The sequence below is a fragment of the Nonomuraea fuscirosea genome, from assembly GCF_035917475.1.
Taxonomy (GTDB): domain Bacteria; phylum Actinomycetota; class Actinomycetes; order Streptosporangiales; family Streptosporangiaceae; genus Nonomuraea; species Nonomuraea fuscirosea.
The window spans coordinates 2264718-2290652 of record NZ_CP109074.1; the positions used below are offsets into that span (position 1 = coordinate 2264718).

Here is a 25935-nt window from a genome sequence, read left to right on the forward strand (position 1 = left end):
CTCCGAGGACCTCCGATCAGATGAGTCGCCTACGGCGATTGCCGCCCCTGCTGGGATGCGTGCTGCTGGGCTGCGTCCTGGTGACCCTGTTCGCCCCCGGCGGGCTGCTGCGCAGGGACGAGCCGCCTCCCGCGCCGGCGGGCTGGTCACCGTACGACCTGGCCGGATCGATCCAGGCCGTCCAGGTGCGCCTGCGTCGTCACCCCGACGACGCGGCCGCCTGGGCGAGCCTCGGCGACATGTACCTGAAGCAGGCCCGCCGCACCGCGGACACCGCCTACTACGCCAAGGCCCAGGGCGCGTTCGAACGCTCGCTGCGCCGGCCGACCGGCGACGGGGAGCCGTACATCGACGCCGTGATCGGCATGGGCGCGCTGGCCAACGCGCGGCACGACTTCGCCGGCGCGGTGCGCTGGGCCGAGCGCGCCCGCAAGGCCGCGCCGTTCCGGTGGGCCCTGTACGGCGTGCTCACCGACGCCCACCTCGAACTCGGCCACTACGAACGGGCCGAGACCGCGCTGCGCCGCATGCTCGACGGTCACCCCGACCTCGCCTCCTTCACCAGGGCCGCCCGCCTGGAACAGCTGCGCGGCAGGCCGGGCCCCGCCCGCGACCTGCTGCGCCGTGCCTGCGCGATCCCCGGCGACCCGGCCGAGTACGCCTTCTGCCAGTGGCAGCTCGGCGAGCTGGCCTGGAGCACCGGCGACCCCCGTACCGCCCGTGCCGCCTACACCCAGGCGCTGGCCGCCGATCCGGGACACGCGCCCGCCCGGGCCGGCAAGGCCCGCGCCGAGGCCGCGCTCGGCCGCACCGAGCAGGCCCTGCGCGACTACGCCACCGCCGTCATCCGCTCCCCCGCGTACGTCGTCGAGTACGGGGAACTGCTCGAACACCTCGGTGACGCGGAGGGAGCCAGGCGGCAGTACGCCGTCTTCGCCGCCCAGCAGCGGCTCCTGGCCGCGAGCGGCGGTGTCGACGGCCTGGCCGCGGGCACGTTCGCGGCGAACCATGGCGATCCGGGCACCGCGGTCCGGCACCTGCGGGCCGAGTGGGCGCGACGGCACAGCGTCGAGGTCGCCGACGCGCTCGGCTGGGCGCTGCACCGGGCCGGCCGCCACACCGAGGCCGCCGCGTACGCCGTCCGCGCCGACGCGCTCGGGGGGCGTAACGCGTCGTTCGCCTATCACCGGGGCGAGATCGAGCACGCGCTCGGGCACACCGGCGCCGCCCGTACCCACCTGACCAGGGCGTTGTCCATCAACCCGCACTTCTCGCCGGCCGGGGCGGCGCGAGCCCGCGAACTCCTGGCGGAGACGACGTGATCGCCGCGCTGCCCGCCGCCGCGACGCTCGCCGCCACCACGGCGCTCGCCGCCGCCGTGACTCCGGCCGCCGCGGTGAGATCGGCCGTGCATCCTCTGGGGAACTTCAGCGTCAACCACTACGACGGGCTGACCATCCACCCCGACCGGATCGAGCACCTGGCCGTCGTGGATCTCGCCGAGATCCCCACCCTGCAACAGCCGCCGACCGGACCTCCGGACGCCCACGCCCGCCGCGCCTGCGCCGACCTGCGGGAGGCCGTGCGGGCCGACGCCGGCGGGCGGCCGCTGAGCTGGCGGGTCACCGGCGCCTCGTTCGTCTACCGGCCGGGCGCGGCCGGGCTGCGCACGAGCCGGCTCACCTGCCGGCTGACCGCGCCCGTGCGGGTCGACCGGCCGGTGGCCCTGACCTTCGCGAACGCCTACCGTCCCGACGGGGTGGGCTGGCGGGAGATCACGGCCAAGGGGCAGGGCGTGCGCCTGCGCGACTCGACCGTCCCCGCCGGGAGCGTGTCGGGCGAGCTGCGCGACTATCCCGCCGACCTGCTCAGCTCGCCGCTCGACGTACGCGCGGCCAGGATGACGGCGGAGCCGGGCGACGGCGGGTCCGTGGCGCCGGCAGCCATGCCGGGCGTGGACGTCGTCACCCGCTACACCGGTCTGCTGGCCGACCGGCTCAACGCGCTGATCGGCGCCGACCGGCTGACGGTGCCGCTCGGGATGCTGGCCCTGCTGGTGTCGGTGGCGCTGGGCGCCGTGCACGCGGCGATGCCCGGCCACGGCAAGACCGTCATGGCCGCCTACCTCGCCGGACGGGAACGACGGCTCCGGGACGCCGTCACCGTCGCGGCCACGGTCACCGTCACGCACACGGCGGGCGTGCTGGTCCTGGGCGTTCTGGTCACGGCCGCCGGCGCGATCGCCGGGGACGTGGTGCTGAGCTGGCTCGGGGTGGCGAGCGGCCTCCTCATCACCGCGATCGGCGCCGCCCTCCTCCGCTCCGCCCGCCACCACCGGCCAGGCCACGGGCACGGACATGGGCACGGGCACGGGGAGGAGAGCGGCCATCGGCAGCAGGAGAACGGGCATGGTCCTGGGAGGCGGCCGGGCAGTGGGGTGGTGGGGCTGGCGGTGGCCGGTGGGCTGGTGCCCAGCCCGTCCGCACTGGTGGTCCTGCTCGGCGCGATGGCGCTGGGCCGCACCGCGTTCGGCGTCCTGACCGTCGTCTGCTACGGGCTCGGCATGGCGGCGACGCTGCTGGTCACGGCGCTCGCCCTGCGCAGGCTGGGCGGCCTCACCGTCGCGGGGCGGATGCGGCGGCTGCGCCCGTACAGCGCCGTCATGACCGCCGCGCTCGTCCTGCTCGTGGGGCTGGGCGTCACCGTACGCGCGGCGGCGGCGCTCGTGTGAAGATCGCTATAGCCGTGACAGCGGTCACGGAACCGGGTACGACGGGAATCGGACTTACGGGTAGGAAGGTTGATGAGAGCCATGTCAGACGACACCGTAGAGCTCAGCCCCACCGAGTGGGTACGCGAGCAGACGACGAGGATCCGCGAGACCGGGACCACCGAGGGCATCCTGATCCTCGGCACGCCGATCGTGCTGCTGACCGTGCGGGGCGCGAAGACCGGCAAACTGCGGCACACCCCGGTGATGCGGGTGGAGCACGAGGGCAGCTACGCGGTCGTGGCGTCCAAGGGCGGCGCTCCCGAGCACCCCACCTGGTATTACAACATCAAGGCGTATCCCGAGATCACCTTGCAGGACGGGACCGTCACCCGTGACTACGTCGCGCACGAGGCCGAGGGCGCCGAGCGGGCGGAGTGGTGGGAGCGGGCGGTCGCGGCCTTCCCGTCCTACGGCGAATACCAGCAGAAGACCGACCGGCAGATCCCGGTCTTCGTGCTCGACCCGAAGTAACCGCCGCAGCTCGTGCTCAGCCGGCGGCGTGGAGAGCCGCGTCGCCCGGCTGCTCCGTGGGGCTCCAGCCGAGCTCGGGACCCAGCTTCGTGGCGATGTCGGTGAGGATCTGCACGTAGTCCTCGTGCTCGAAGGTGAACGGCAGCGCGAACGCGACCTCGTCGATCTCGCGGAAGGCGGCGTGCGCGTACAGCCGCCCGGCGATCTCGGCGGAGCTGCCCACGAGGTCGGGCGCGAACAACAACCGGCCCGGGCCCTGCGGTTCCGCGGTGCGCGGCAGGCGCTTGGCGGCGTACTCCTCGTACCTGACCCGCTGCTCCGGCGTGGCCGAGTCCGTGGGTATGACGACCAGGCCCTGGGAGACGCGGGCCCGCTCACCGTCGGGGTGCTCGGCCCTGAACGCCCGTACGTGGGAGAGCTGGATGTCGGCGAAGTCCACCGAATCTTCCGCCTTGACGACGCTGCTGGTCAGCAGGTTCATGCCGTGCTCGCCCGCCCATCGGGCCGAGCGGAGACTGCCGCCGCCGTACCAGAGGCGGGAGCCCAGGCCGGGCGAGTGCGGCTGGACGCGGTCGGAGAAGACCTCGAAGCCCTCGGTGCCGCTGAAGTCGGTGGCGGGTTCGCCGCGGACGAAGGACAGCAGCCGGCTCACCCGCTCGTAACCGAAGTCCTGGAGGTCGGCGGTGCCGGGGTAGAGCGCGTCCTTGATCTGGTCGAAGTGGAACGGCGGGCCGACGCTGATGCCCGCGTTGAGCCGGCCGCCGGACAGGATGTCCACGGTGGCCAGATCCTCGGCGAGGCGCAGCGGGTTCTCCCAGGCCAGAGGGGTGACGGCGGTGCCCAGCTCGATGCGGGTGGTGCGCTGGGAGGCGGCGGCCAGGACGGCGACGGGGGAGGAGATGCCGTACTGCAGGTGGCGGTGGCGTACCCAGGCGCTGTCGAAGCCGAGCCGCTCGCCCAGCTCGATGATCCGCAGCGTCGATTCGTGTCCCGGGCGCGGGTCGTCCCCGTCGAACAGTCCGATGGTCAGGAAACCCAGCTTGCGCAGGGGGCGGGTGGGCAGCGGCACGGTGGTTCCTCCTCCTTGATCCTGTCCAAGGCAACCAGAAATAGGGGGAAATAATTGCCGTCCTGCGCTCCGGGCTTCTCCGGGTGAATCAGCTCTGCAAGGGATCGATAGCGCGTCCTTCCAGGCTCCCGTGCACTCACCCGCGATCGAGACGGCCCGCCGGGCGTTGCGGAAGCTCCCCTGACCGTTCACGCGGAAGCTTCCCCGAGCGGTCAGGCGGGAGGGACCGGCTCCACCGGCCCTCCCGTCGCGCCGTACTGCCGAGACGTCGCTCCTGCCCCGGCAGAGGGCCGGCATGCGACGCCGCCCGCCGTCAGGGACGGGCGGCGCCGTCGAGCAGGGCCGTGGCCATCTGCTGGACCGAGCGGGTGAAGCGGCGCGGGTCGCCGGGCGGCGTCATGTGCCGGATTAGATCACCGTCGAAGACGGCGAGCAGGGCGTGGGCCAGGAAGCCGGCGTCGAGGTCGGGGCGCGCCTCGCCGATCAGGCCGCGCAGATGGCCGTGCCACGAACGGTAGCTGGGGTCGCCGTACTTGTCCTCGGCGCACGCCTGCTCGTGCGCCGACAGCAGCACCGCGTTGCCCTCGGCGATCGCGCCGAGCCCGTCGAGGAAGGCGAGCAGCCGATCCCGTACGGGAGCGCCGGGCCCCAGCGGGGGAGGACCGTCCGCGATCCCGTCACGCAGGTCGCGCGACCGCTCCTCCAGCAACGCCTGGAGCAGGCCCGCGCGGCTGCCGAAGCGGCGGAACACCGTGCCCTTCCCGACCCCGGCGAGCGCGGCGACGCGGTCGATCGAGACGTGCTCCCCGCCGCCCTCGTGCAGCAACTGCTCGGTCGCCCGCAGCACCGCGCGGCGGTTGCGGGCCGCGTCGGCGCGTTCGGTGCGGGGCTCGGCCATGCGCGCTCCTCGACGAGATGGACTGTCAGTCCGCTTATGTTACCGTGTCGCTCAAGCGGACCAGGAGTCCGATTAAAACCTCATGAGGAGCTTCCGATGGACATGCGCGCACTCGTCGTCGATCCCGGCGCGCCCGGATCCCTGAGACTCGGGACGGCCGCCGAACCTCGCCCCGCCCCCGGCCAGGCCGTGATCGACGTACGGCACATCTCGCTCAACCGCGGCGAGGTGGTGTTCGCCGGCAGCCGCCCGGCCGGCACCGTCCACGGTTACGACGCCGCCGGTGTCGTCGTGCGGGCGGCGCAGGACGGCACGGGACCAGCCGTCGGCGCCAGAGTCGCGGCCTTCGGCGCCGGCGCGTGGGCCGAGCGGATGGCCGTGGACACCACCGCCGTGGCCGAGGTTCCGGCGCGGGTCGAGCTCGCCGACGCCGCCGCGCTGCCGATGGCCGGCGTCACCGCGCTGCGCACGCTGCGTTCCCGGCCCATCCTGGGACGGCGGGTCCTGGTCACGGGCGCCGCCGGCGGCGTCGGGCGGTACGCCGTCCAGCTGGCGGCGCTGGGCGGCGCGCACGTCATCGCCTCGGTGGGATCGGCCGGGCGCGGCGTCGGCCTGGCCGCGCTGGGCGCGCACGAGGTGGTGGTCGGAGTGGAGGGCATCGACCGGCCGGTCGACCTCATCCTCGACAACGTGGGCGGGCCGCAACTGGTCGCGGCCTGGGAACTGCTCGCGCCGGGCGGAGAGGTGCGGAACATCGGCTGGGCCTCGGGCGAGCCGGCCGTCTTCGCGCCGTACTCGCTGCTGTCCATCGGCCCGCCCAAGACGATGAGCACGTACGGGGACGTGCGCGACGTCGGCCCCGACCTGGCGACCCTGCTGGACCTCGTGGCCGGGGGGCGGCTCTCGCCCGAGGTGGACTGGCGTGGCTCGTGGCGCCGCGTCGCCGAGGCAGCCCAGGCGCTGCTGGACCGCCGCATCGCCGGCAAGGCCGTCCTCGACCTCGACCCGACCGGCTGATCCCGCCGCCGGCATTCGGGCCTCGTGCCAGGGGCGGGCGGACCTACGCGGCCGAGCCGGGGCCGGGCAGGGGATCGACGTCGTAGGCGTGCATCGGCTCACCGCAGTGGGCGCAGCGCAGGTCGACGTGGCTGATCTCGCCGCACGCGTGATGCCGGTAGAGCACCGGCGGACCGGCCTCGCCGGCGAGCCACTTGTCGCCCCAGGCGGTCATGACCATGAGCAGGTCGACCAGCTCGGCCCCCTTGGCCGTCAGGTGGTAGTCGTAGCGCGGCCGGTTGTCGTAGGGGCGGCGTTCGACCACGCCCTGGTCGACGAGGTGGTTGAGCCGCTCGGTCAGCACCTTGCGGGAGATGCCGAGGTCCGCCTGGATCTGCTCGAACCGGCTGATCCCCACGTACACGTCCCGGAGGATCAGCGGCGACCAGGGCTCTCCGATGACGTCGAGCGTGCGCGCGATCGAGCACGCCATCTCACTGAAGTTCGTGCGTTGCATGACACCAGTCTACCCATCGGAGTTCCCTGAAGGAACTTTGCCTGCTACGGTTACGGAGTCTCTTCAAGGAACTCCGGAAAGGTTCGAGCAGATGAGCAAGGTCATCAGCGCCCACGCCGTGTCGGTCGACGGCTACATCACCGGCCTCGACCCCCGCCCCGGGCACGGCCTCGGCGACGGCGGGACGCTCTTCGACTGGTACTTCGACGGCGACACCCCCAGCCGGGAGTTCGACGGATTCAAGCTGAGCCAGCCCAGCGCCCGCTTCTTCGACGCCGCCTCCGCCCGCCTCGGCGCGATCGTGGCCGGACGCGACACCTACGAGCACTCCGACCGTTTCGGCGGCGGCAGCCCCCACCCGAGGGTGCCGCTGTTCGTCCTCAGCCACCGGCCCGCACCCGAGCTCGGTGCGCGGCAGACCCTCGTCACCACCGGCGTCGAGGACGCGATCGCCGCGGCCCGGCAGGCGGCCGGCGGCAAGGACGTCGGTCTCATGGGCGGCGGGCTCCTCACCGAGGCGCTCAAGGCGGGGCTCGTCGACGAGGTGATCCTGCACCAGGTGCCGATCCTGCTCGGCGGCGGCCGGCCCTTCTTCCGGTCGCTGCCCGAGCACGTACGGCTGCGGCCGCTGGAGGTCGTCCAGGCCCCCGGCGTGACTCACCTCCGCTACGAGGTGACCCGCTGACCGCGAGCGGCCACGCCCGTGCGCTCCCCGAGCCGGCCGGAGCCGATGACCGCGTTCGGACCGGGCGGCGCGGAGCCCGAGGTCGCGCTGGGCACCGGCCTGATCCGATGCGACACTGTTCGGCGTGGAGGCTGAGCACAATCCGCTGATCCCGCAAATGCGGCTCGACGAGCTGCTCGCGGAGCTGCAGGTCCGGCTGACCGCCGTGCTGGCCACCCGCGACCGCGTGCACGCGTTGCTGGAGGCCGTCGTCTCCGTGGGCAGCGATCTCGACCTGGAGACGGTGCTGCGCCGTATCGTGGAGACCGCGACCACGCTGGTGGACGCGAGCTACGGGGCGCTCGGCGTGGTCGGGCAGGAGCACACGCTGCTGCAGTTCATCCCGGTCGGGCTCAGTGAGGAGGAGATCGCCAGGATCGAGCACTGGCCGCACGGGCTCGGCCTGCTCGGCCTGCTGATCAAGGACGCCAGGCCGCTGCGGCTACGGCGCATCTCCGACCATCCCGAGTCCTACGGGTTCCCGCCCGGTCATCCGCCCATGGGCACCTTCCTCGGCGTGCCGATCCGGGTGCGGGACGAGGTGTTCGGCAACCTGTACCTGACCGAGAAGCGCGGTGGCGGCGAGTTCGACGAGGAGGACGAGGCGGTGGTGATCGCGCTGGCCACGGCGGCCGGCGTCGCGGTCGAGAACGCCCGCCTGTACGAGGAGTCGCGCAGCCGCGAGACCTGGCTGCAGGCGTCCTCGGAGGTGACCACGAGCCTGCTGTCGGGCGCCGACCCGCGCCAGGTGCTGTCGGTGGTGGCCGCCCGCGCCCACCGGATGAGCGACGCCGACGTCGTCCTGATGCTGCTGCCCGACGCGTCGCGGGAGACGCTCGTGGTGGAGGTCGTCGAGGGGGAGGGCGCGGAGGAGCTGGAGGGCACCTCGATCGAGCTGTCGAGCACGCTCGCGGGCGACGCCTTCACCCGGGGGGAGGTGGTGTCCAGCGCAGACCTGCAGAGCGCCCCCTTCCCGAACTCGCCGCTGCGGCGGCTCGGCTACGGCCCCGCGCTCGTCGTCCCGCTGGGCGACGCGCCCTCCGTGCGCGGGCTGCTGATGCTGGCCAAGCGGAGCGGGCGGCTGCCGTTCAGCGGCGCGGCCGAGCAGATGTTGCGGGCGTTCGCCGGTCAGGCGGCGGTCGCGCTGGAGCTGGCCGAGGCGCGGCGCGACGCCGAGCGGCTGGGGTTGCTGGAGGACCGGGACCGGATCGCGCGGGACCTGCACGACGTGGTCATCCAGCGGCTGTTCGCGACCGCGATGACGCTGATGAGCACGCTGCGGCTGGTGGAGCGGCCCGAGGCGGCCAAGAAGGTGCAGTACGCGATCGACGAGCTGGATGAGACGATCCGGCAGATCCGCTCGTCCATCTTCGCTCTGCAGGGCTCGCACACCGACGCTCCGCCGAGCCTGCGCCGGCAGATCGTGGAGCTGGTGGAGGGCGCGGGCAGCCACCTGGGGTTCATGCCCGGCCTGCGGATGGAGGGACGGCTCGACACCGAGGTGCCGGAGACCGCCGCCGAGCACGTGGTGGCGGTGCTGCGCGAGGCGCTGTCCAATGTCGTACGGCACTCGCACGCGACCCGGGCCGAGGTGTCCGTCGAGGTCGTGGCGGGCGGGCTCACCCTGCTGGTCTCCGACGACGGCGTGGGCCTGGGCGAGGGCGGCCGGCGCAGCGGGCTGCGCAACATCGAGGAACGGGCCGGGCGGCTGGGCGGGTCGGTGGAGCTGGAGTCCGCGGAGGAGGGCGGGACCCGGCTGTGCTGGCGGATCCCCCTGTGAGACCTGCCGGCGACATCCTCGGTCGGGGTGGTCGGGGTCGGGCGGGCTCAGGCCTCCGTCTCAGGTCAGGCGCCGCGTCGTGGTCGGCGGCCAGCTCGCGGCTGCGGCTCAGCGCCCGCAGGAGGTCGCGTCCTCACTCCCCAGTGGACCTCTCGCGCTCCGGGAACTCAAGCCTCGCGGGGGGAGCGGTCCTCTGCCGGCTCTATGCGGATCCTGAAGGTGGATGTCCTACCGTCGTAGGTCTACGCGATCCTGTGGGAGATGCATCATGTCGAGAACCCTGCTCGTGACACCGCTGCTCGCGATGGTGCTGGCCGCGTGTGGCGTGGGCGCGACCGGTGGGGGCGGGGAGGAGCGCCAGACGCCGGCCGCGACGGGTACGGCGGTGGGCCGGACGACGGCGAGCCCGGCGCGAACAGCCGGGACGACGGGCAGTCCGGCCGCTTCGGCGTCGCCGACCGGCCCTGAGCCGTCGCACTGCCCGAACGGCGAGCTCATCGCCGCGGTGGACAGCCCGGCCGTGCACGCCGACCCGGTGGTCATCCCGGAGGCCAAGCTGGGCGGCACGACCATCCCGGCCGTCACCATCCCCGGGGTGGACATCCCCGCCCTGCACATCCCCGCCCAGTGCACCGAGATCGCCCCTGCTCCCGGCGGCTGCCTCGGCGCCGCGTCGATCCCGCCGGTGTCGATCCCGGCCGTGGAGATCCCGCCGGTGGAGATCCCCGGCGTGAACGCGGGCGGCATCAAGCTCGACCCGGTCAGGGCCGAGGGCAGGCGGGCGGAGGGCAAGCACGCCGAAGGCGTCTCGACGCCCGAGGTGTGTCAGGTCAAGCCGAAGAACGGGGGCATCGTCCCGTTCGTGATCCGGCCCTTCATCATCCGGCCGTTCATCATCAGATCCTTCGTGATCAGGTCGTCCATCATCCGTCCCAGCGCCTGCAACGAGCAGAACGAGTGCCTGCCCGCCGTCGAGGTGCCCGCGGTGGAGGTGCCCGGCGTCGAGGTGCCGGGCGTGGAGATCCCGGGCGCGGAGCTGAAGGGGTACGAGGTGGGCGAGAGCGAGGTGCTGGAAGGAGAGGACTCGATCGCGTTCAGCATCAGGGCCGACGTGCTGTTCGACTTCGACAGCGCCACCGTCAAGCCCGAGGCCGCCGCCGAGCTCAGGCGCGTCGCCCGCGAGATCGGGAAGAAGGCGGGGCCGGACGCGCGGATCGACGTGGACGGGCACACCGACGGCAAGGGCGAGGACGCGCACAACCAGCCGTTGTCGGAGCGGCGGGCGCGGGCGGTCGTCGAGTGGCTGGCGGACGAGGGCGGCCTGGACCGGTCGCGGCTGAAGGCGCGCGGATACGGGGAGAGCAAGCCGATCGCGCCGAACGCCAAGGCGGACGGCTCGGACAACCCGGCGGGCCGCGCGAAGAACCGGCGCGTGGTGGTCTCCACCGCGACCTGACCGCCGCTGAGCTGCGGCCCCCTCGCGCTGGGGGCCGCTCCGCTCGCCGGTGCCGAACGTTTCCGTCTGGTCATGTAACTCACTAGTACGTACATTAGGAGGACATTGCGCGGTCGTACCCCGCTGGAAAGGGAGAAGTGATGGATTCGTTCCTGATCGGACTGATCGGCTCGGGGATCGGCCCCTCCTTGAGCCCGCCCCTGCACGAGCGGGAAGCCGCGCACCACAGGCTGCACTACGTCTACCGGCTGCTCGACACCGATCGGGTGGGCGGCGACGTGGGCGAGCTGATCCGCACGGCCCGCCGGTTCGGCTACGACGGGCTCAACGTCACCCATCCCTGCAAACAGGACGTCATCCCGCACCTGGCCGAGCTGTCACCGGACGCCCGCATGCTCGGCGCGGTCAACACCGTGGTGTTCGACGGCGATCGGGCGATCGGGCACAACACCGACTGGACGGGCTTCGCCGAGTCGTTCGCGCGCGGACTGCCCGACGCGCCCGCCCGCCGGATCGTCCAGCTCGGCGCCGGGGGAGCGGGGGCCGCGGTCGCGCACGCGCTGCTCACGATGGGCGCCGACCGGATCACCGTGGTCGACTCCGACCCGGCGCGGGCCCGCACGCTCACCGGGGAGCTGACCGCCCGCTTCGGCTCCGGACGGGCCCGCCCGGAGCCCGTGGCCGAGCTGCCGCGGCTCATGGAGCGGGCCGACGGGCTGGTGCACGCGACGCCGACCGGCATGGCTCAGCATCCGGGGATGCCGCTGCCCGCCGCGCTCCTGCACCCCGGCCTGTGGGTGGCCGACATCGTCTACCGGCCGCTGGAGACCGAGCTGCTGCGGCACGCGCGGGCCGCCGGCTGCCGGACGCTGGACGGCGGCGGCATGGTCGTCTTCCAGGCCGTGCACGCGTTCCGGCTGTTCACCGGCCGGGAACCGGACGCCGAGCGGATGCTCGCGCACCTCACGGATCTGATCACCGTCTGAGCCCCCCGTTCGGGGGGCGACGCCCGTTCGGGGAGGAAAAGGAGGAAAGCGTGCGCAAGTCCATCGCCACCGTGTCGGTCAGCGGCACCCTGGCGGAGAAGCTGGAGGCCATCGCGGCCGCGGGGTTCGACGGCGTGGAGATCTTCGAGAACGACCTGCTGGCCTGCCCGCTGCCGCCGGAGGAGATCCGCGCCCGCGCGGCCGATCTCGGTCTCGGCATCGACCTCTACCAGCCCTTCCGCGACTTCGAAGGCGCGCCCGCCGAGCTGCTGGCGGGCAACCTGCGCCGGGCCGAGCACAAGTTCCGGCTCATGGAGCGCCTCGGCGCCGACCTGCTGCTGCTCTGCTCGAACGTCTCGCCCGCGGCCGTCCCCGGCGACGACGTGGCGGCCGGGCACCTGCGGCTGCTGGCCGAGCGGGCCGCCGAGCACGGCGTCCGCGTCGCCTACGAGGCATTGGCCTGGGGCCGGCACGTCAACGAGTACCTGCACGCCTGGCGGCTCGTCCGGCTGGCCGACCACCCCGCTCTGGGCGTGTGCCTGGACAGTTTCCACATCCTGTCGCGGGGCTCCGACCCGATCGGCATCGAGGCCATCCCGGGCGAGAAGATCTTCTTCCTGCAGCTCGCCGACGCGCCACGCCTGGCCATGGACGTGCTGCCGTGGAGCCGCCACTACCGCTGCTTCCCCGGCCAGGGCACGTTCGACCTGGCCGGGCTGCTGGCCGGCGTGGGGCGCGCGGGGTATGCCGGGCCGCTGTCGCTGGAGGTGTTCAACGACGTCTTCCGCCAGGCGTCGGCGGAACGCACCGCGCTGGACGGCATGCGCTCGCTCATCGCCCTGGAGCGGGAGGTGGCGGGCACGGCGCATCCGGCGGTGCCCACCGGGTTCGCCTTCGCCGAACTGGCCGGCCCCGGCGGGCTCGGTGGGATCCCGGCGGCGCTCGGCTTCACGCGTACGGGGACGCACCCCGGCAAACCGGTGGAGCTGTGGGAGCAAGGCGGAGCGCGGTTGCTGGTCAACGCCACCGGGGCGGACCCCGCCCTGATCGCCGTCGGCCTGGACAGCCCCGACCCCGCCGGGGCGGCCGGGCACGCCGAGGAACTGCTGTCGCCGATCCTGCCCCGCGCGCGTACCCCCGAGGAGGCGGAGCTGAACGCGGTGGCCGCGCCGGACGGCACCGAGATCTTCTTCTGCGACGACGGCTGGCTCGCCGACTTCACCCCCTCCCGGCCGCCCGGGACGCAGCCGGGCCTCATCACGGGCATCGACCACGTCGCCCTCACCCAGCCGCGGCACCACTTCGACGAGGCGGCGCTGTTCTACCGCAGCGTGCTCGGGCTCCGGCCGCAGGAGAGCCTGGAGGTGCCCGACCCGTACGGCCTGCTGCGCAGCAAGGCGATGTCGGGCCCCGGCGGCGCGGTCCGCGTCGTGGTGAACGTCGCCCAGGTCGGCGCCGACCACCTCCCCTGGCAGCACGTGGCGCTGGCCTGCGACGACGTGGTGGCCGTCGCCCGCAGGCTGCGGAAGGAGCATCCCGGGCTGCTGCTGCCGATTCCCGGCAACTACTACGACGACCTGGACGCCCGCCACGAGGTCGATCCCGAGCTGCGCGGCCTCGGCGTCCTCTACGACCGGGACGAGCACGGCGGCGAGTTCCTGCACCTCTACACCGTCACCGTGGGCCGGGTCTTCTTCGAGCTGGTCCAGCGGATCGGCGGCTACCAGGGGTACGGCGCCGGCAACGCCGCCGTCCGGCTGGCGGCTCAGCACGCGGGACATCGCCAGGGCGTGCGGCCAGGACCCCGTCCGGCCGGCGTGACGCCTGCACCCTTGTAACGTACGAACCAGTGAGTTAGTTTCCTGGAAGCGCATCACCCCCCTCGAACGCCCCTGTGAGGAGCCCATCGTGACCGTGCCCGGCAAACCACGGAAAGCGGCCGTCGCCGCCTGGATCGGCAGCGCGCTGGAGTACTACGACTTCTTCATCTACGGCACCGCCGCCGCGCTCGTCTTCAACCGGATCTTCTTCCCCTCCTCCTCGCCCGCCACGGGAACCCTGCTCGCCCTGGCCACCTTCGGCGTCGGCTACCTGGCCAGGCCCGTCGGCGCCTTCGTGCTCGGGCACATCGGGGACAGGTTCGGCCGCAAACGGGTGCTGGTCACCACGCTGGTGATGATGGGCGCGTCCACGTTCCTGGTCGGCTGCCTGCCCACGTACGACGAGATCGGGGTGGCGGCGCCGATTCTGCTCGTGCTGCTCCGCCTGCTGCAGGGCTTCTCCGTCTCCGGCGAGCAGGCGGGCGCGAACGCGATGACGCTGGAGCACGCGCCGGAGGACCGCCGGGGCTACTACACCAGCTTCACCCTGAACGGCACGCAGGCCGGCCAGATCATCGCCACCGCGATCTTCCTGCCGGTCGCCGCCCTGCCCGAGGAGCAGCTGCTGAGCTGGGGCTGGCGGGTGCCGTTCTGGCTGAGCGTGGTGGTCGCGGCGGCCGGCGTGATCATCAGGCGCACGCTGGAGGAGACGCCCGAGTTCGAGCGCGAGGTCGCCACCGACACCGTGGCGAAGATGCCGCTGGCGGTGCTCTTCCGCGAGCAGTGGCGGGACGTGCTGCGCGTCGTCGTCGCCGCGGTGATCGCCTCCGTGAGCACGATCTTCACCGTGCACGCCCTGTCGTACGCGGTCAACACCATGGGCCTGGAACGCACGCCGATGTTGTGGGTGGGAGTGCTGGCCAACATCGCCGCGCTGATCTCCATCCCGCTGTGGGGCAGGCTGTCGGACCGGGTGGGCCGCAAGCCGGTCCTCATCGGCGGCTCGCTGGGCAGCGCGGTGCTGATGCTCGGCTACCTGTGGTCGATCTACACCGGCGACTTCCTGCTCATCTTCGCCGTGGGCATCGCGCTGTTCGGCATCGTCTACAGCGCCGTCAACGCGGTCTGGCCGTCGTTCTACGGGGAGATGTTCACCACCCGGGTACGCCTGTCGGGCATGGCGATCGGCACGCAGATCGGCTTCGCCATCGCCGGGTTCGGGCCCACCGTGGCCACCGCCGTGGCGGGCACCGGCCCCGAGAGCTGGCTCGGCGTGTCGATCATCACGGCGGTGCTGTGCCTGGTCAACGTGGCCGCGGTCGCGACCGGGCGGGAGACGTACCGGGTGCCGACCGCCCGGCTCGGGCTGCCGCCGGAGGTCGCGGCCGGGCGTCGGGACTTCAGTCGGCGGCCAGGTCCATCCGCAGGAACTCCGTGATGCGCAGCACCCGCACCGGGCGGCGCGACTTGGTGGGCAGCGCCTCGAACGCCTCGTCCCTGCCGACGACGCGGGGAGCGGTGAGCTCCACCTCCTTGCCGTCGACCAGGAGCCGGGCGCTGCCTGCCGCCAGGATGTTGCGCACCCAGTCGGAGCGCGAGCCGTACACGAGGATGAACAGGTAGCCGCCCGCGACGGGAAAGGCGTCGAGCGGCGTGTGGAAGGCGCGGCCGGAGGCGCGGCCGACGTGCGTCAGCACGGGCGACTTCCCCTGGGCGAGCGTGAGCGGGTTGAACACCCGCTTGTTGATCTGGCCCCACCATAACGGCATCGGCATCGCGGGCCCCTCTCCTCTGGCGTGCCGTGGCACGGAGGCTTACGCTTGTAAGGTGCCTTACTACCGTAAGGCTCGCTTACACTTGTAAGGTTGTCAACCCGTCATCAGCTCCGGAGTTCTCCGTGTCACCAGCCCGGCCGCTCAGCAGGGACCTCGTCCTGGAGGCCGCGGTCCAGGTCGCCGATCGCGGCGGCATCGAGGCCGTGACCATGCGGCGGGTGGCGCAAGAGCTGGGCGTGGAGGCGATGTCGCTCTACCACCACGTGCCGAACAAGGACGCCATCCTCGACGGCGTCGTCGACGTGGTCTTCACCGAGATCGAGCTGCCCGCCGCCGGGTGCGCCGACTGGCGCGACGCGATCCGCGCCCGCGCCGGCTCGGCGCGCGCGGTCCTGGCGCGGCACACCTGGGCGCTCGGGCTCATGGACTCGCGGCGCAACCCGGGCCTGGCGACGCTGCGGCATCACAACGCCGTGCTCGGGGTCCTGCGCGAAGCGGGGTTCAGCCTGCCGATGGCCGCGCACGCCATCTCGCTCGTCGACAGCTACGTGGCCGGATACGTGCTGCAGGAGGCCAACCTGCCGCTGAGCACGCCCGACGAGGTCCAGGACGTGGCCGGCGACATCCTCGCCGAGCTGCCGGTGGAAGAGCTGCCGTACCTCGCGGAGATGATCGTCGATCACGCCCTGCGGCCCGGCTACGACTACGGCGACGAGTTCGGCTGGGGCCTGGACCTGATCCTCGACGGGCTCGAAGCCCGCCGGAAGTGAGCCGCGGGGCTCACGGCTCCTGTTCGGGGGGTCGGGGGGCCGACGGCCACGTTCGCGGACCTCGCGGAAGGATGATGCCGCCGGGCCTCGCCGCGGGTGCCGCGCGGTCCTTCCTGCGGTGCAGCACGCTCAGCCGGTAGTCGCGGTCGCGGGCGGCCAGCTCGGCCAGGGCCTGCTCGATGGTGGCGGCCCTGGCGAGGGCGGGAGCCCAGGCGAGCCGCTCCTTGTCGCAGACCGCGATCATCCGGCCGCTCGCCTCCTTGGCGTGCCGTTCGGCGAGCAGCAACATGAGACAGCCGCACAGGGTCAGCTCGGTTAGCCGGCGCAGATCCAGGACGAGGTACGGCGGCAGGCGTGCGACCAGCGCCTGAACCAGCACCGGGTACACCTGCCCCACGGCCGGCCGGTCGAAGGAGCCGATCATGCTCACGACCGTCACAGGCCCGCACAGCCACCGTTCGAAACGGAACGCGGCTGGTCCCGGCGAGGCCGGAGAGGTCTCGGACGATTGGCTCATGGCATCCCTGCCTCAGCGCGTGGCCATGCCGACACGCGCAGCGCGGGCGATCGCGCCGAACGCTGCCCTGACCGGCTCTCCGGCCGCTGCGGTCGACCGCTGGAGCGGTGGATCTGCTCAAGCCCGACGGTAGCAGACGCTTGCTCTGTGCAAGAAAGAATGGCGACAAGAGAGTGGTGTGACGACTCTCGACCTCAGGATCGCCGGTAGCGCCCGGCCGGAGTCACGCCGCCTTCGCCGGGTGCCGCCGCTGGTGCGGGTGGCGGCGATGCGGGCAGGACGGCGCCGCGCCGGTACGGCCGCGGGTCTTGGGGGCCCCGGCCGCGAGGACCACCGGCTGCGCGGCCGGTCGGGGCTGCTCGCCGGGTACGGCGAGCGCCGGCTCGATCCGGAGCTCGACGGACTCCGGAGCGGGTACGTGCGGCTGGGACGGGGCCGCGGGCAGCAGCACCTCCTCCAGTCGCTGCATGAGCATCAGTCCGGCCAGGATGAGCAAGGGGAGAGCCAGGACGGCCAGCATTCCAATGAACCTTCCAACGTCACTGTGGGCCAAGTCGCTTGTTGCCGACACTGCCCGGGACTTCGTCCGCTATGCGTGCGATCGCCGATCGGGCGCGTGTGGCGGGGATGCGCGTCATCCCGCCAGTTCAGCCCTGGTGGAGCCAGGTGCGCAGCGGGTCGCGCGCGCCCGCCCGGCTGATGGGCGGTTCCTGGGTGAGCACGAAGCCGGCGGAGCGGGCCGCCGCCGCGCTGGCGGTGTTGTCCTCGGCGATGCGCAGGAGCACGCGGGTGGCGGCCAGCGGGTCGTAGGCGTATCCGGTGATCAGCTGGACGGACCGGCGGGCCAGCCCCTGCCTGCGGTGCGCGGCGCCGATGGCGTAGGCCAGCTCCACCTCGCCTGCGCTGCCGGTGGCGAACAGCAGGATCTCGCCGAGCGGCCGCAGGCCGTCGACGGTGACGGCGAGCTGGAGCGACGTCCCGGCGGCGCGACGGCGGCGGGCCTGGTCGAGGTACGTCCGGGCGGCCGCCTGGTCGAAGGGCGCGCTGAGCGGCGTCCAGCGGGCGACGTCCGGCTCGTCGAACAGCTCGGCCATCACGGGCACGTCGTCGTCGTCCCATTCACGCAGGACGAGTCCGAGGTCGGTCAGCTGGACGGCGGCGGGAAGGGCGAGACGGCCGGGAACGGGCATGTCAGGACGGTCGGCGTCGGGAAGATCGGGACGGTCGGCGTGCGGAGTGGTCACAGACCTGGCTTTCGTCATGCGGGGACGGGATCGTCAGCGCCGGATGGTGCGCGTGCCGCATCTGGAGTAATTATCCCATAACTCACAGAAAGGGCGCGCCGCCGCGTCCGGCCTCGCCTCTCCTGATCGCCCGTTTCGCCAGGTCACGAGGGGTGAAGGTGGGTATATCGGCAGGAGCGGATCCCGTACGGGCGGATCTTCCGCTTCGTCACCCGGACCTGAGGGAGAACGTCATGACCCGCGCCTACGGCCCAGGCAGCACGGCGGTGCTGCTGGTCGACCCCTACAACGACTTCATCTCCGAGGGCGGCAAGCTCTGGCCCCGGCTGCGGCCCGTGGCGGAGGCGGTCGGGCTGGTGGACCACCTCCGCGCCGTGGTCGCCACCGCGCGCGGCGCCGGCATGCGGGTGCTGTACGTCCCGCACCGCCGCTGGCGGCCGGGCGACTACGACACCTGGGACCATCCGAACCCGACCCAGCGCGGCATCCAGGAACGGCACTCCTTCGAGTACGGCACCTGGGGCGGGGAGTTCCACCAGGACCTCCAGCCGCACCCGGAGGACATCGTCATCCACGAGCACTGGGCGCAGAGCGGCTTCGCCAACACCGACCTGGACTTCCAGCTCAAGCAGCACCACGTCACGCACGTGGTGCTCATCGGCGTGCTGGCCAACACCTGCCTGGAGTCCACCGGCCGCTTCGCCATGGAGCTCGGCTACCACGTGACGCTGGTCCGCGACGCCACCGCCGCGTTCCAGCCCGAGATGATGCACGCCGCGCACCACCTGAACGGCCCCACCTTCGCGCACGCCATCCTCACCACCGGGGAGCTCGTCACCGCGTTCGCGGGCGACACCGCCGGCTGAGCCCGCCCGCCGCCCGGCCGCTCGGGGCCTGCCGCCCGCGTGTGCGCGCGGCGGAAAATCATTGGCTGTCCGGGCACTCGCTGCGGCAGCATGGCCACGGTGGGTCGCGGCGTTCGGGAGGGCCGATGTCTCAGCTCGAATCAGGGGAGGGCGCGAAAGACGGCCCGTCCGTAAGGAAATCAGCGGTGATGCTGGTCCTGCGCCACTACGGCGGAGAGCTCCGGCGTCAGTGGCGCGTCTCGGTGCCCGCGCTGGCGCTGCCGGCGCTGGGCAACGTCTGCCTCGCCTATCTGGCGCCGCTCGCGGTGGCCGGGCTCATCGGGCATCTGGCCGCCGGCGGCGACGGCTCGATCGGGGCGCTGCTGCCGTACGTGCTCGGCTTCGGCGGCCTGCTGCTGGCCGGCGAGGTGCTGTGGCGGGTGGGTCTGCACTTCCTCAACCGCACCGACGCCCGCGGCATCGAGCGGCTCGGCGTGATCGGCATGGACGAGCTGCTGGTCAAGGACACCGCGTTCTTCCACGACAACTTCGCCGGCTCGCTGACGAAACGGGTGCTCGGCTACTCCAGCAGGTTCGAGGACTTCGTCGACACGCTCACGTTCTCGATCATGGCCAAGCTGGTGCCGCTGATCTTCGCCTCGGTGGTGCTGTGGCGTTACCACCCGCTGCTGGTCGTCGTGCTCCTCGGCCTCATCCTGCTCACCGCCTTCCTCGTCGCCCCGCTCATCCGCCGCCGCCAGGCGCTGGTGGATCAGCGCGAGGCCGCCAAGGTCCGCGTGTCGGGTCACGTCGCCGACGTGCTGTCCAACATGGACACCGTGCGCGCGTTCGCCGCCGAGGGCCGCGAGGCGCGCGAGCACCGGGAGCGGATCGCCGAGCAGCGCCGGCTGTCGCTGCGCTCATGGGACTACGGCAACCTGCGGGTCGACACCGTCGTGGCCCCGCTGGCGGTCCTCACCAGCGCCGTCGGCCTGCTGCTTGCCGTGGCGCTCCGGGGTGGCCTGGGCGTGGAGGCCATCGTGGTGACGTTCACGTACTACACGAACACGATCAACATCATGTTCGAGTTCAACCAGATCTACCGGCGGCTGGAGAGCACGCTCACCGAGGCGGCCCAGTTCACCGAGTTGCTGCTGGAGCCGCCGACCGTGGTCGACCCCGCCGACCCGCAGCCGCTGCGCCCGGCCGACGCGGCCATCCGCTTCGAGCGGGTGCGATTCGGCTACGGCGACGGCCCGCCGCTCTTCGACGGCCTCGACCTCGACATCCCCAGCGGCACCAAGATCGGGCTGGTCGGCCAGTCGGGCGGCGGCAAGAGCACCCTGACCCGGCTGCTGCTGCGCCTGATGGACATCGACGGGGGCCGGATCCTGATCGGCGGCCAGGACATCGCCCGCCTGCGTCAGGCCGACCTGCGCAGCCTGATCGCGTACGTGCCGCAGGAGCCGGCCATGTTTCACCGGTCGATCCGCGACAACATCGGCTTCGCCCGGCCGGAGGCCACCGAGGCCGAGATCCTGCGGGCGGCGCGGGCGGCGCACGTCACCGAGTTCGCCGAGTCCCTGCCCGACGGCTTCGACACCCTGGTCGGCGAGCGCGGCGTGAAGCTCTCCGGCGGCCAGCGGCAACGGCTCGCCCTCGCCCGGGCCATCCTGCGCGAGGCGCCGGTCCTGCTGCTGGACGAGGCGACCAGCGCGCTCGACTCCGAGAGCGAGGTTCTGGTCCAGGAGGCGCTGTGGCACCTCATGCGCGACCGGACCGCGCTCGTCGTCGCCCACCGGCTGAGCACCGTCGTCCGGATGGACCGGCTGATCGTGCTCAACCGGGGGCGGGTCGTGGAGCAGGGCACGCACAGTGAGCTGCTGGAGGCCGACGGCCCCTACGCCCGGCTCTGGCGGCACCAGTCGGGCGGCTTCCTGATCGACGACGAGCTCGACGACCCCGCCATCACGGATGCGGCCGACACCGCCGACGCCGTGCGCGGCTGAGCGGGAGTGGATCCAGCCCCACCCGCCCGTACGTACAGGCCCATACCGGGCCGTCCTTCTCCTCCGTAGCGTCGGCAGCACCGACGAGACGGAGGAGAAGGACATGACGAACATCGGTGAGGTCACCGCGCCCGGCCTGGACGATTCCCGCACCGGGAGGCGTTCGAGCCGGCCCGCAAGTGTGTCGTGATCTACGGGGTGATGAGCGCCGTCACCCTCGCGACGGTCGCCGCGCTGCCGGCCGGCGGGGCGGAGGTAAGCGCGTTCATGTGGGTGCGGGCGGTCATCCTGCTCGCCCTCGTCGTCCGTGGGGCGGAGTGCGCGCCGCCTTTCCGAGCGCTCCTGGAGCCTCCCGCCGCGGTACGGCGGAGCGCTGACATCGCGGCATCGGCCGATCCGCATTCTGCGGTGATGATAGTTCGTGCCGCGAATTCGCTATTCTGGGCCGGTGGACGAGAACGAGGGTGGCCCGATCGGGCCGGTGAGCGCGCTGGTGCGGGCCACGTTCCTGGTGAACGCCGTGTACGCGGCCTCCGCCCGTGAATACGGCCTCACTTCCCAGCAGGGGCAGCTGCTGTGCGTCCTGATGGCGCAGCCGTACGGGATGAGCGAGCTCGGCGCGGTGCTCGGCCTGGCGAAGTCGAGCCTGACCGGACTGGTCGACCGCAGCGAACGCAACGGCCTGGTCCAGCGCAGACCGGACCCGCAGGACTCCCGCGCGGTGCGGGTGGCGCTCACCCGGCGGGGCGCCAAGGTGGCCGACGGCTTCCACGCCGAGACCTGCCGCCGGGTCGAGGAGCTGATCTCGGAGTTCGGACCGGCGGAGCACGACACGCTCGCCGCCCTGCTCGGCCGGGTCGTGGCGGAGAACAAGGTGCCCACGGTCTTCCTGGAGCCGGACCGGGCCGGCTGACTTGCAGTTCGTATCACGAATCAATATGGTTCGTGATACGAACTCAAAGTGTCACCAGCGATTGTCGGCCTACGGTCGCGCACGGGGGAGAGAACATTGTCCGCACATGACGTCGTCTTCGGTTTCGGCACGCATCCCGGCATCGACGACATACCCGGGCTGCTGCGCACAGTCCAGCAGGGCGACCGGGACGGGCTCGACCACTTCAGCCTGTCCGACCACCCCTACCTCGGCGGGCGCCTCGACGCCTACGCCACGCTCGGCTTCGTCCTCGGGAGCACGCGGCACATCGCCGGCCTTGTCAACGTCACCAACGTGCCGACCCGGCCGCCGGCCATGCTGGCCAGGACGGTGACGTCGCTGTCGGCGCTGTCGGGCGGCCGCGTCGTGCTGGGCGTGGGTGCGGGCGGGCTGTGGGACCGCATCGCCGACATGGGCGTGCCCCGGCTCTCGCCCGGTGCCGCCGTGGACGCGTTCGAGGAGGCGATCACCCTGGTCAAACTGCTGTCGGGCGGCGGCCCGCCGGTCACCTTCGAAGGCGCCCACTACCAGGTGCGCCAGATCGAGCCCGCCCCCGTCGCCGCGCCGCCCGTGTGGACCGGGTCCGTCGGCCCCAAGTCGCTGGCCGCCACCGGCCGGGTGGCCGACGGCTGGATTCCCGGTCATGCCGCCGACTGGCTCAGCGAGCGTTACCGCACCTCCCGGCCGATCATCGACGAGGCCGCGGCGTCGGCCGGCCGCGATCCGGGCGAGATCCGTACGATCTACAACCTTCCCGGCCGCATCACCGACCGGCCGCTGCCCGCCACCCGCGACGGCGACGGCCGCTGGCTCGGCGGCTCGGCCGCCCAGTGGATCGAGGAATTGACCGGAGCGGTGCTGGAGCACGGCGCGTCGGGCTTCACGCTCTTCTCCACCGACCACGGCGCCGCCGACGACACCGTGCTGGCCCGCTGGGCCCAGGAGATCGCCCCAGCCGTACGCGAGGCGGTCACGAAATAGGACGCCGGGGGATCGTACGTCAAGGAGCCGAAACGATCGACGTCGTGAAGAGACATTCTTGTTCTCTGGGGCGTCTTCCCCGGGAAATGTGAGGTGTCCTCATTTGCCGGCTCGATTTGTAGATCGATGATATTCAGCCGGAAATCGATGCGCCGAGCGCGTACAAGTACATAGAGCGGAATTAACCGGCTTCCTATCGTGAGCATCAATCCACGAAAGGAAGAGGTCATGCGAAAGATCCTCGCGGGCGGCGTCCTCGCCGCTTCTTTGGCACTCTCCGGTCTTGCCACCGCGGCCCCCGCCCAGGCGAGCACCACCACCACGGCCGGGGTCACCACGGCCAGTGACAGCGCCGGCTGCCAGCACGGCTACTACTGGCACAAGCACTACTACAAGAAGTGGTACAAGAAGGGCCACTGGTGGAAGGGCCACTACCACAAGAAGGGCCACTACCACACGTACTACAAGTGGCACTGCCACAAGAAGGGCTGAAAACCGCGCATCAAAGGGCCCACCGGCGTCTGCCGGTGGGCCCTTTTCGCTGACTCAGCGTCTCGCATGTGGTCCGATAATCCCCGCTCAGCGGCGGCGGCGCCTGCGACGCGCACTCCTGCTGGTGTCGGATTCTCCGCTGCCGCCACCCGGAATCGGGTAGGGCTTGCGTGACTGCTGCACGCTTGTCAATCCCAGATAATGTAGCAACGACATGACATTCCCCCGAATGGATCATGTGCCGATCCCTCTTACGAACCGGTACTGCTTCGTTGTCGACACCTGTGCCAACCAGCCCCCTATAACGATGCTTCCCCCCGCAGCCCCCTCCAGGCGAATTCTCGCCCAGCCTTTTACCAGCCGCGTACCTGCCCGGGGGGCGACATGGGCGGGAGCAGGGCTCGCGACAGGCGAACAAGGGTGACGGAGCGCAGGTCCAGCACACTGCCGCCCGGGTAGGACGTGGGGCGTGCCTGGGGCGAGACGTACACGGGGGCGTCCGCGCGCAGCGGCAGCAGCCGCAGCTCCAGGCCGCCGTGCTTCCTGAGCAGGTCGCGGAACCTGCGCAGGCCGATCTCCCAGACGGGGCCGTACCAGAACTGGTCGGCCACGAGACGGCCGCCGATGTAGGCCCGGCCGACGTCGCCGACCCAGTCCAGCCGCAGCAGCACCTCGTCCGCTTCGCCGGAGTCCGCTGGGACGTTCCGCGCGAACAACTCCTCGGGGATGGTGATCCGGTAGACGGCGGCCTGGTCGAAGTCGGCGTCGGTGGGCGCGGAGGCCCGCCCGGAGGTGGCGTCGACGACCGGCCGCCGGGCCGGGCCGGGCGGTGCGACCAGCTCCACCCCCGCCTGCGGCGGCGGGCCGGGCGGGGGAGCGGGCAGCGGCAGGAGCCCGAACACGCCGTCGGTGCTGGTGGCGAACTCGGGCGCGGGGAAGATCCTGATCAGGTCGGTCCGGCCGTAGCAGGTCAGGCGTCCGTCGTCGATGACGGCCGGTCCGTCGCTCAGCACGAGCCGATCGGCGTCCCAGAGGCGGCCACGGGTCGCGGTCAGGGCGCTCGCGGCGTCCAGCACGAGAACGGCCGCCCGGCCCCCAGAGGCGTCGCTCACCCGAACCAGGCACCCGGGCCCCGGCCGCAGCCCCGTGACCAAGAGCCGGTCACCTTCCCGGCGCACGGTCACAGAGCCCTCGTCACCGGTCCCGGTCCCGGACCCGGTCCTGGTCCTGGTCCCGGTCCCGGTCGCGGTCGCGGTCGCGGGATTCTCGTCCCCGGTCATTGCCGCGGGACCCTCGATCGCGGTCACCGTCGTGGCGTCGAAGACCAGCTCGACCGGGATCCCGGCCGTCTGCGTGAACACGTGCACCGGGTCCTCGGCGTCGATCACGCACATGGGCTGCGCGCTGGCCGTCAGCAGCAGGCTCCGTCCCACGGGGCGGGCGAGCGGCCAGGCGAAATACGCACCTGACGGAACCGTCACGGGCTCGCTCGGGACGACGAGCTCGCGGCCGTCCAGCTCGACGGCGAACCGGACGCCGTCATGAGCGGGCAGCGTCTCGACGGGCTGATGGTTGTTGACGAACAGGAAGCCGGAACGACCGTCGGAGCGCACGCACCAGCGCAGCGTCTCCCGGTCGGCGGTGTCGGCCGGCGCGCCGGGCGGCATGGTGAGCGTCATCGTCGCCAGGTCGGGCCCGTCCGTGGCCAGCCACAGGTGCTGCAGCCGCAGGTGGCGGTAGGACTCGCGGAACTGGCCGTATTCGCCGAGCGGCGCCTGGAAGTCGTAGTTGATCACTGGGCAGTCGTTGGGGTAGCCGGTGGCGTGCGACTCCTGGAGGGTGGACAGCTCGCCGATCTGCTGCGAGGCGCCGTGGTACATGTAGTAGCCCTGCCACACCGACCCGCTGCCCAGCTTGACCAGCGCGAGCGCGGCGATGTCGGCCGCCGTCACGATGGGACGGCGGTGGTAGGAGGTGTACATGCCGCCGCCCAGCTCGCAGGTGGCGAACGGGTAGCGCGCCAGGTGGCTCTCGTCCGAGCCGGCCGCCTCGGTGGTGCGCAGGTCCGCGCCGATGGAGTCGTCGTCGCGGCCGGGGCCGAAGAAGTAGTGGGCCCGGCTCTGGCGCGGCCAGCCGTCGTGGGCGGTGTCCCAGGCGGCCTCGGGATAGCCGCCGAACAGCGGGATCAGCTCGTCCGCGGGAAGCCGCGCGTGCCCCCAGCCGGTGGCCGTCCACAGCGGCGCGTCGATGCCCGCCGCCCTGGCCAGGCGTTTGAGCGTGAGAAGGTGCCCGGGCTGGTCGTGCAGCTCGTTCTCGACCTGCACCGCCACCACCGGGCCCCCGTCCGCCCGGGTCAGCCCGGAGAGCTGCGCGCCGATCTGCTCGAACAGCGGCCGCACCAGCGCGAGGTAGCGAGGATCGTCGGTACGTGGCACGCAGTCCGCCGCGAGCACCCAGTCGGGGAAACCGCCGTTGCGCGACTCCCCGTGCCCCCACGGCCCGATCCGCACCACCACGTCGAGGCCCAGCTCGGCGCAGGTGGTGACGAAGCGCCGCAGGTCGCGGTCGCCGCTCCAGTCGAAGACGCCGCGGCGCTCCTCGTGCAGGTTCCAGAAGACGTACGCGGCGACCACGTTCACGCCGCCGGCCCGTACCTTCAGCAGCTCCTCGCGCCACTCGGCGGCGGGGTAGCGGCCGTAGTGGAACTCACCCATCACGGGGAACCACGGCCGGCCCGCCCGGCTCAGATGGCGCGAGTTCACCGTGATCGCGTCAGGCCGATCGGGCGGATCGCCGAGCCGCAGCCGCCCTTCCAGCGGCGGAGGTACGTGCCCCGGCACACTCAGACGCCGCACGGGCGCACCTCTCCTCATTCGGC

Annotated in this window: 24 protein-coding genes; 16 read left to right on the forward strand and 8 right to left on the reverse strand. The window is 72.2% G+C overall.

Annotated features, from left to right (window positions below; genetic code table 11):
- Positions 1-38: 38 nt before the first annotated feature.
- The 3 genes from OIE67_RS10125 (at position 39) to OIE67_RS10135 (ending at position 3244) form a co-directional block, all read left to right on the forward strand.
- Positions 39-1322, forward strand: a complete 1284-nt coding sequence (locus OIE67_RS10125) for a tetratricopeptide repeat protein (protein WP_326638874.1) — start codon at positions 39-41, stop codon at positions 1320-1322.
- Positions 1319-2731, forward strand: a complete 1413-nt coding sequence (locus OIE67_RS10130) for a High-affinity nickel-transporter (RefSeq protein WP_326638876.1) — start codon at positions 1319-1321, stop codon at positions 2729-2731. The genes OIE67_RS10125 and OIE67_RS10130 overlap by 4 nt, the downstream gene beginning before the upstream one ends.
- Positions 2732-2812: 81 nt before the next feature.
- A complete protein-coding gene (locus tag OIE67_RS10135) occupies positions 2813-3244 on the forward strand; it encodes a nitroreductase family deazaflavin-dependent oxidoreductase (RefSeq protein WP_326638878.1) in 432 nt (143 codons plus the stop codon).
- Between the two features lie 16 nt (positions 3245-3260).
- Here OIE67_RS10135 and OIE67_RS10140 read toward each other — a convergent pair whose 3' ends face one another.
- On the reverse strand, positions 3261-4313 hold the full coding sequence (locus OIE67_RS10140; protein ID WP_326638880.1) for an LLM class flavin-dependent oxidoreductase: 1053 nt from the start codon (positions 4311-4313) through the stop codon (positions 3261-3263).
- A gap of 313 nt (positions 4314-4626) precedes the next feature.
- Complete coding sequence (locus tag OIE67_RS10145) at positions 4627-5211, reverse strand: TetR/AcrR family transcriptional regulator (RefSeq protein ID WP_326638882.1); 585 nt, start codon at positions 5209-5211, stop codon at positions 4627-4629.
- 96 nt (positions 5212-5307) lie between these two features.
- On the opposite strand from OIE67_RS10145, the gene OIE67_RS10150 reads away from it, so the two are divergent.
- Positions 5308-6228, forward strand: coding sequence for a zinc-binding dehydrogenase (locus OIE67_RS10150; RefSeq protein ID WP_326638884.1), 921 nt, complete (start codon positions 5308-5310; stop codon positions 6226-6228).
- A gap of 43 nt (positions 6229-6271) precedes the next feature.
- Here OIE67_RS10150 and OIE67_RS10155 read toward each other — a convergent pair whose 3' ends face one another.
- Positions 6272-6724, reverse strand: coding sequence for a winged helix-turn-helix transcriptional regulator (locus OIE67_RS10155; RefSeq protein WP_106234781.1), 453 nt, complete (start codon positions 6722-6724; stop codon positions 6272-6274).
- A gap of 91 nt (positions 6725-6815) precedes the next feature.
- Between OIE67_RS10155 and OIE67_RS10160 the strand changes: the two genes are divergently transcribed.
- The 6 genes from OIE67_RS10160 to OIE67_RS10185 all read left to right on the forward strand — a co-directional run bounded on the left by OIE67_RS10160 (position 6816) and on the right by OIE67_RS10185 (position 14928).
- Entirely contained in the window at positions 6816-7409 is a 594-nt protein-coding gene (locus tag OIE67_RS10160) for a dihydrofolate reductase family protein (protein WP_326638888.1), read from the forward strand.
- Positions 7410-7566: 157 nt separating this feature from the next.
- Positions 7567-9228, forward strand: a complete 1662-nt coding sequence (locus OIE67_RS10165; RefSeq protein ID WP_326645296.1) for a sensor histidine kinase — start codon at positions 7567-7569, stop codon at positions 9226-9228.
- A 268-nt stretch (positions 9229-9496) separates the two neighbouring features.
- Positions 9497-10684, forward strand: coding sequence for an OmpA family protein (locus OIE67_RS10170; RefSeq protein ID WP_326638890.1), 1188 nt, complete (start codon positions 9497-9499; stop codon positions 10682-10684).
- Positions 10685-10824: 140 nt separating this feature from the next.
- The gene (locus OIE67_RS10175) at positions 10825-11670 is read left to right on the forward strand and encodes a shikimate dehydrogenase (RefSeq protein ID WP_326638892.1); all 846 of its coding nucleotides are present in this window, start codon (positions 10825-10827) and stop codon (positions 11668-11670) included.
- A gap of 50 nt (positions 11671-11720) precedes the next feature.
- Entirely contained in the window at positions 11721-13508 is a 1788-nt protein-coding gene (locus OIE67_RS10180) for a sugar phosphate isomerase/epimerase and 4-hydroxyphenylpyruvate domain-containing protein (RefSeq protein WP_326638894.1), read from the forward strand.
- A 70-nt stretch (positions 13509-13578) separates the two neighbouring features.
- Positions 13579-14928 carry an MFS transporter gene (locus tag OIE67_RS10185; RefSeq protein ID WP_326638896.1) on the forward strand — a complete coding sequence of 450 codons (1350 nt, stop codon included), beginning with the start codon at positions 13579-13581 and terminating at the stop codon, positions 14926-14928.
- On the opposite strand, the gene OIE67_RS10190 is transcribed toward OIE67_RS10185, so the two are convergent.
- Positions 14891-15265 (reverse strand): nitroreductase family deazaflavin-dependent oxidoreductase, encoded by a 375-nt coding sequence (locus OIE67_RS10190; protein ID WP_326638898.1) that lies wholly within the window; start codon positions 15263-15265, stop codon positions 14891-14893. The genes OIE67_RS10185 and OIE67_RS10190 overlap by 38 nt on opposite strands.
- Positions 15266-15387: 122 nt before the next feature.
- On the opposite strand from OIE67_RS10190, the gene OIE67_RS10195 reads away from it, so the two are divergent.
- Positions 15388-16035 (forward strand): TetR/AcrR family transcriptional regulator, encoded by a 648-nt coding sequence (locus tag OIE67_RS10195; RefSeq protein ID WP_106249814.1) that lies wholly within the window; start codon positions 15388-15390, stop codon positions 16033-16035.
- A gap of 10 nt (positions 16036-16045) precedes the next feature.
- Here the strand turns inward: OIE67_RS10195 and OIE67_RS10200 are convergent, their stop codons facing one another.
- From OIE67_RS10200 to OIE67_RS10210, 3 genes are all read right to left on the reverse strand, one after another.
- Entirely contained in the window at positions 16046-16459 is a 414-nt protein-coding gene (locus OIE67_RS10200; protein WP_326638902.1) for a hypothetical protein, read from the reverse strand.
- Positions 16460-16775: 316 nt separating this feature from the next.
- Positions 16776-17072, reverse strand: coding sequence for a hypothetical protein (locus OIE67_RS10205; protein ID WP_326638904.1), 297 nt, complete (start codon positions 17070-17072; stop codon positions 16776-16778).
- Between the two features lie 127 nt (positions 17073-17199).
- Positions 17200-17814 (reverse strand): GNAT family N-acetyltransferase, encoded by a 615-nt coding sequence (locus OIE67_RS10210; RefSeq protein WP_326638906.1) that lies wholly within the window; start codon positions 17812-17814, stop codon positions 17200-17202.
- Between the two features lie 215 nt (positions 17815-18029).
- Here OIE67_RS10210 and OIE67_RS10215 point away from each other — a divergent pair, with 215 nt between their 5' ends.
- The 5 genes from OIE67_RS10215 (at position 18030) to OIE67_RS10235 (ending at position 23057) form a co-directional block, all read left to right on the forward strand.
- On the forward strand, positions 18030-18662 hold the full coding sequence (locus OIE67_RS10215) for an isochorismatase family cysteine hydrolase (protein WP_326638908.1): 633 nt from the start codon (positions 18030-18032) through the stop codon (positions 18660-18662).
- A 188-nt stretch (positions 18663-18850) separates the two neighbouring features.
- On the forward strand, positions 18851-20650 hold the full coding sequence (locus OIE67_RS10220) for an ABC transporter ATP-binding protein (protein WP_326645298.1): 1800 nt from the start codon (positions 18851-18853) through the stop codon (positions 20648-20650).
- A gap of 448 nt (positions 20651-21098) precedes the next feature.
- Positions 21099-21563 (forward strand): MarR family winged helix-turn-helix transcriptional regulator, encoded by a 465-nt coding sequence (locus tag OIE67_RS10225; RefSeq protein ID WP_326638911.1) that lies wholly within the window; start codon positions 21099-21101, stop codon positions 21561-21563.
- A 96-nt stretch (positions 21564-21659) separates the two neighbouring features.
- Positions 21660-22565: an LLM class flavin-dependent oxidoreductase gene (locus OIE67_RS10230; RefSeq protein ID WP_326638913.1), complete on the forward strand. Its 906-nt coding sequence runs from the start codon at positions 21660-21662 to the stop codon at positions 22563-22565.
- A gap of 228 nt (positions 22566-22793) precedes the next feature.
- On the forward strand, positions 22794-23057 hold the full coding sequence (locus OIE67_RS10235) for a hypothetical protein (protein WP_326638914.1): 264 nt from the start codon (positions 22794-22796) through the stop codon (positions 23055-23057).
- Positions 23058-23410: 353 nt separating this feature from the next.
- On the opposite strand, the gene OIE67_RS10240 is transcribed toward OIE67_RS10235, so the two are convergent.
- Positions 23411-25912 carry a beta-galactosidase gene (locus tag OIE67_RS10240; RefSeq protein ID WP_326638917.1) on the reverse strand — a complete coding sequence of 834 codons (2502 nt, stop codon included), beginning with the start codon at positions 25910-25912 and terminating at the stop codon, positions 23411-23413.
- Between the last annotated feature and the right edge of the window lie 23 nt (positions 25913-25935).

Excerpts from the sequence above, each read along its gene's own strand:
- OIE67_RS10220 (WP_326645298.1), top strand. The coding sequence starts at position 18,851 with ATGCTGGTCCTGCGCCACTACGGCGGAGAGCTCCGGCGTCAGTGGCGC.
- OIE67_RS10175 (WP_326638892.1), top strand. The coding sequence starts at position 10,825 with ATGGATTCGTTCCTGATCGGACTGATCGGCTCGGGGATCGGCCCCTCC.
- OIE67_RS10170 (WP_326638890.1), top strand. The coding sequence starts at position 9,497 with ATGTCGAGAACCCTGCTCGTGACACCGCTGCTCGCGATGGTGCTGGCC.
- OIE67_RS10205 (WP_326638904.1), bottom strand. The coding sequence starts at position 17,072 with ATGCTGGCCGTCCTGGCTCTCCCCTTGCTCATCCTGGCCGGACTGATG.
- OIE67_RS10160 (WP_326638888.1), top strand. The coding sequence starts at position 6,816 with ATGAGCAAGGTCATCAGCGCCCACGCCGTGTCGGTCGACGGCTACATC.
- OIE67_RS10210 (WP_326638906.1), bottom strand. The coding sequence starts at position 17,814 with ATGACGAAAGCCAGGTCTGTGACCACTCCGCACGCCGACCGTCCCGAT.
- OIE67_RS10190 (WP_326638898.1), bottom strand. The coding sequence starts at position 15,265 with ATGCCGATGCCGTTATGGTGGGGCCAGATCAACAAGCGGGTGTTCAAC.
- OIE67_RS10135 (WP_326638878.1), top strand. The coding sequence starts at position 2,813 with ATGTCAGACGACACCGTAGAGCTCAGCCCCACCGAGTGGGTACGCGAG.
- OIE67_RS10165 (WP_326645296.1), top strand. The coding sequence starts at position 7,567 with ATGCGGCTCGACGAGCTGCTCGCGGAGCTGCAGGTCCGGCTGACCGCC.
- OIE67_RS10215 (WP_326638908.1), top strand. The coding sequence starts at position 18,030 with ATGACCCGCGCCTACGGCCCAGGCAGCACGGCGGTGCTGCTGGTCGAC.
- OIE67_RS10235 (WP_326638914.1), top strand. The coding sequence starts at position 22,794 with ATGCGAAAGATCCTCGCGGGCGGCGTCCTCGCCGCTTCTTTGGCACTC.
- OIE67_RS10145 (WP_326638882.1), bottom strand. The coding sequence starts at position 5,211 with ATGGCCGAGCCCCGCACCGAACGCGCCGACGCGGCCCGCAACCGCCGC.
- OIE67_RS10155 (WP_106234781.1), bottom strand. The coding sequence starts at position 6,724 with ATGCAACGCACGAACTTCAGTGAGATGGCGTGCTCGATCGCGCGCACG.
- OIE67_RS10200 (WP_326638902.1), bottom strand. The coding sequence starts at position 16,459 with ATGATCGGCTCCTTCGACCGGCCGGCCGTGGGGCAGGTGTACCCGGTG.
- OIE67_RS10150 (WP_326638884.1), top strand. The coding sequence starts at position 5,308 with ATGGACATGCGCGCACTCGTCGTCGATCCCGGCGCGCCCGGATCCCTG.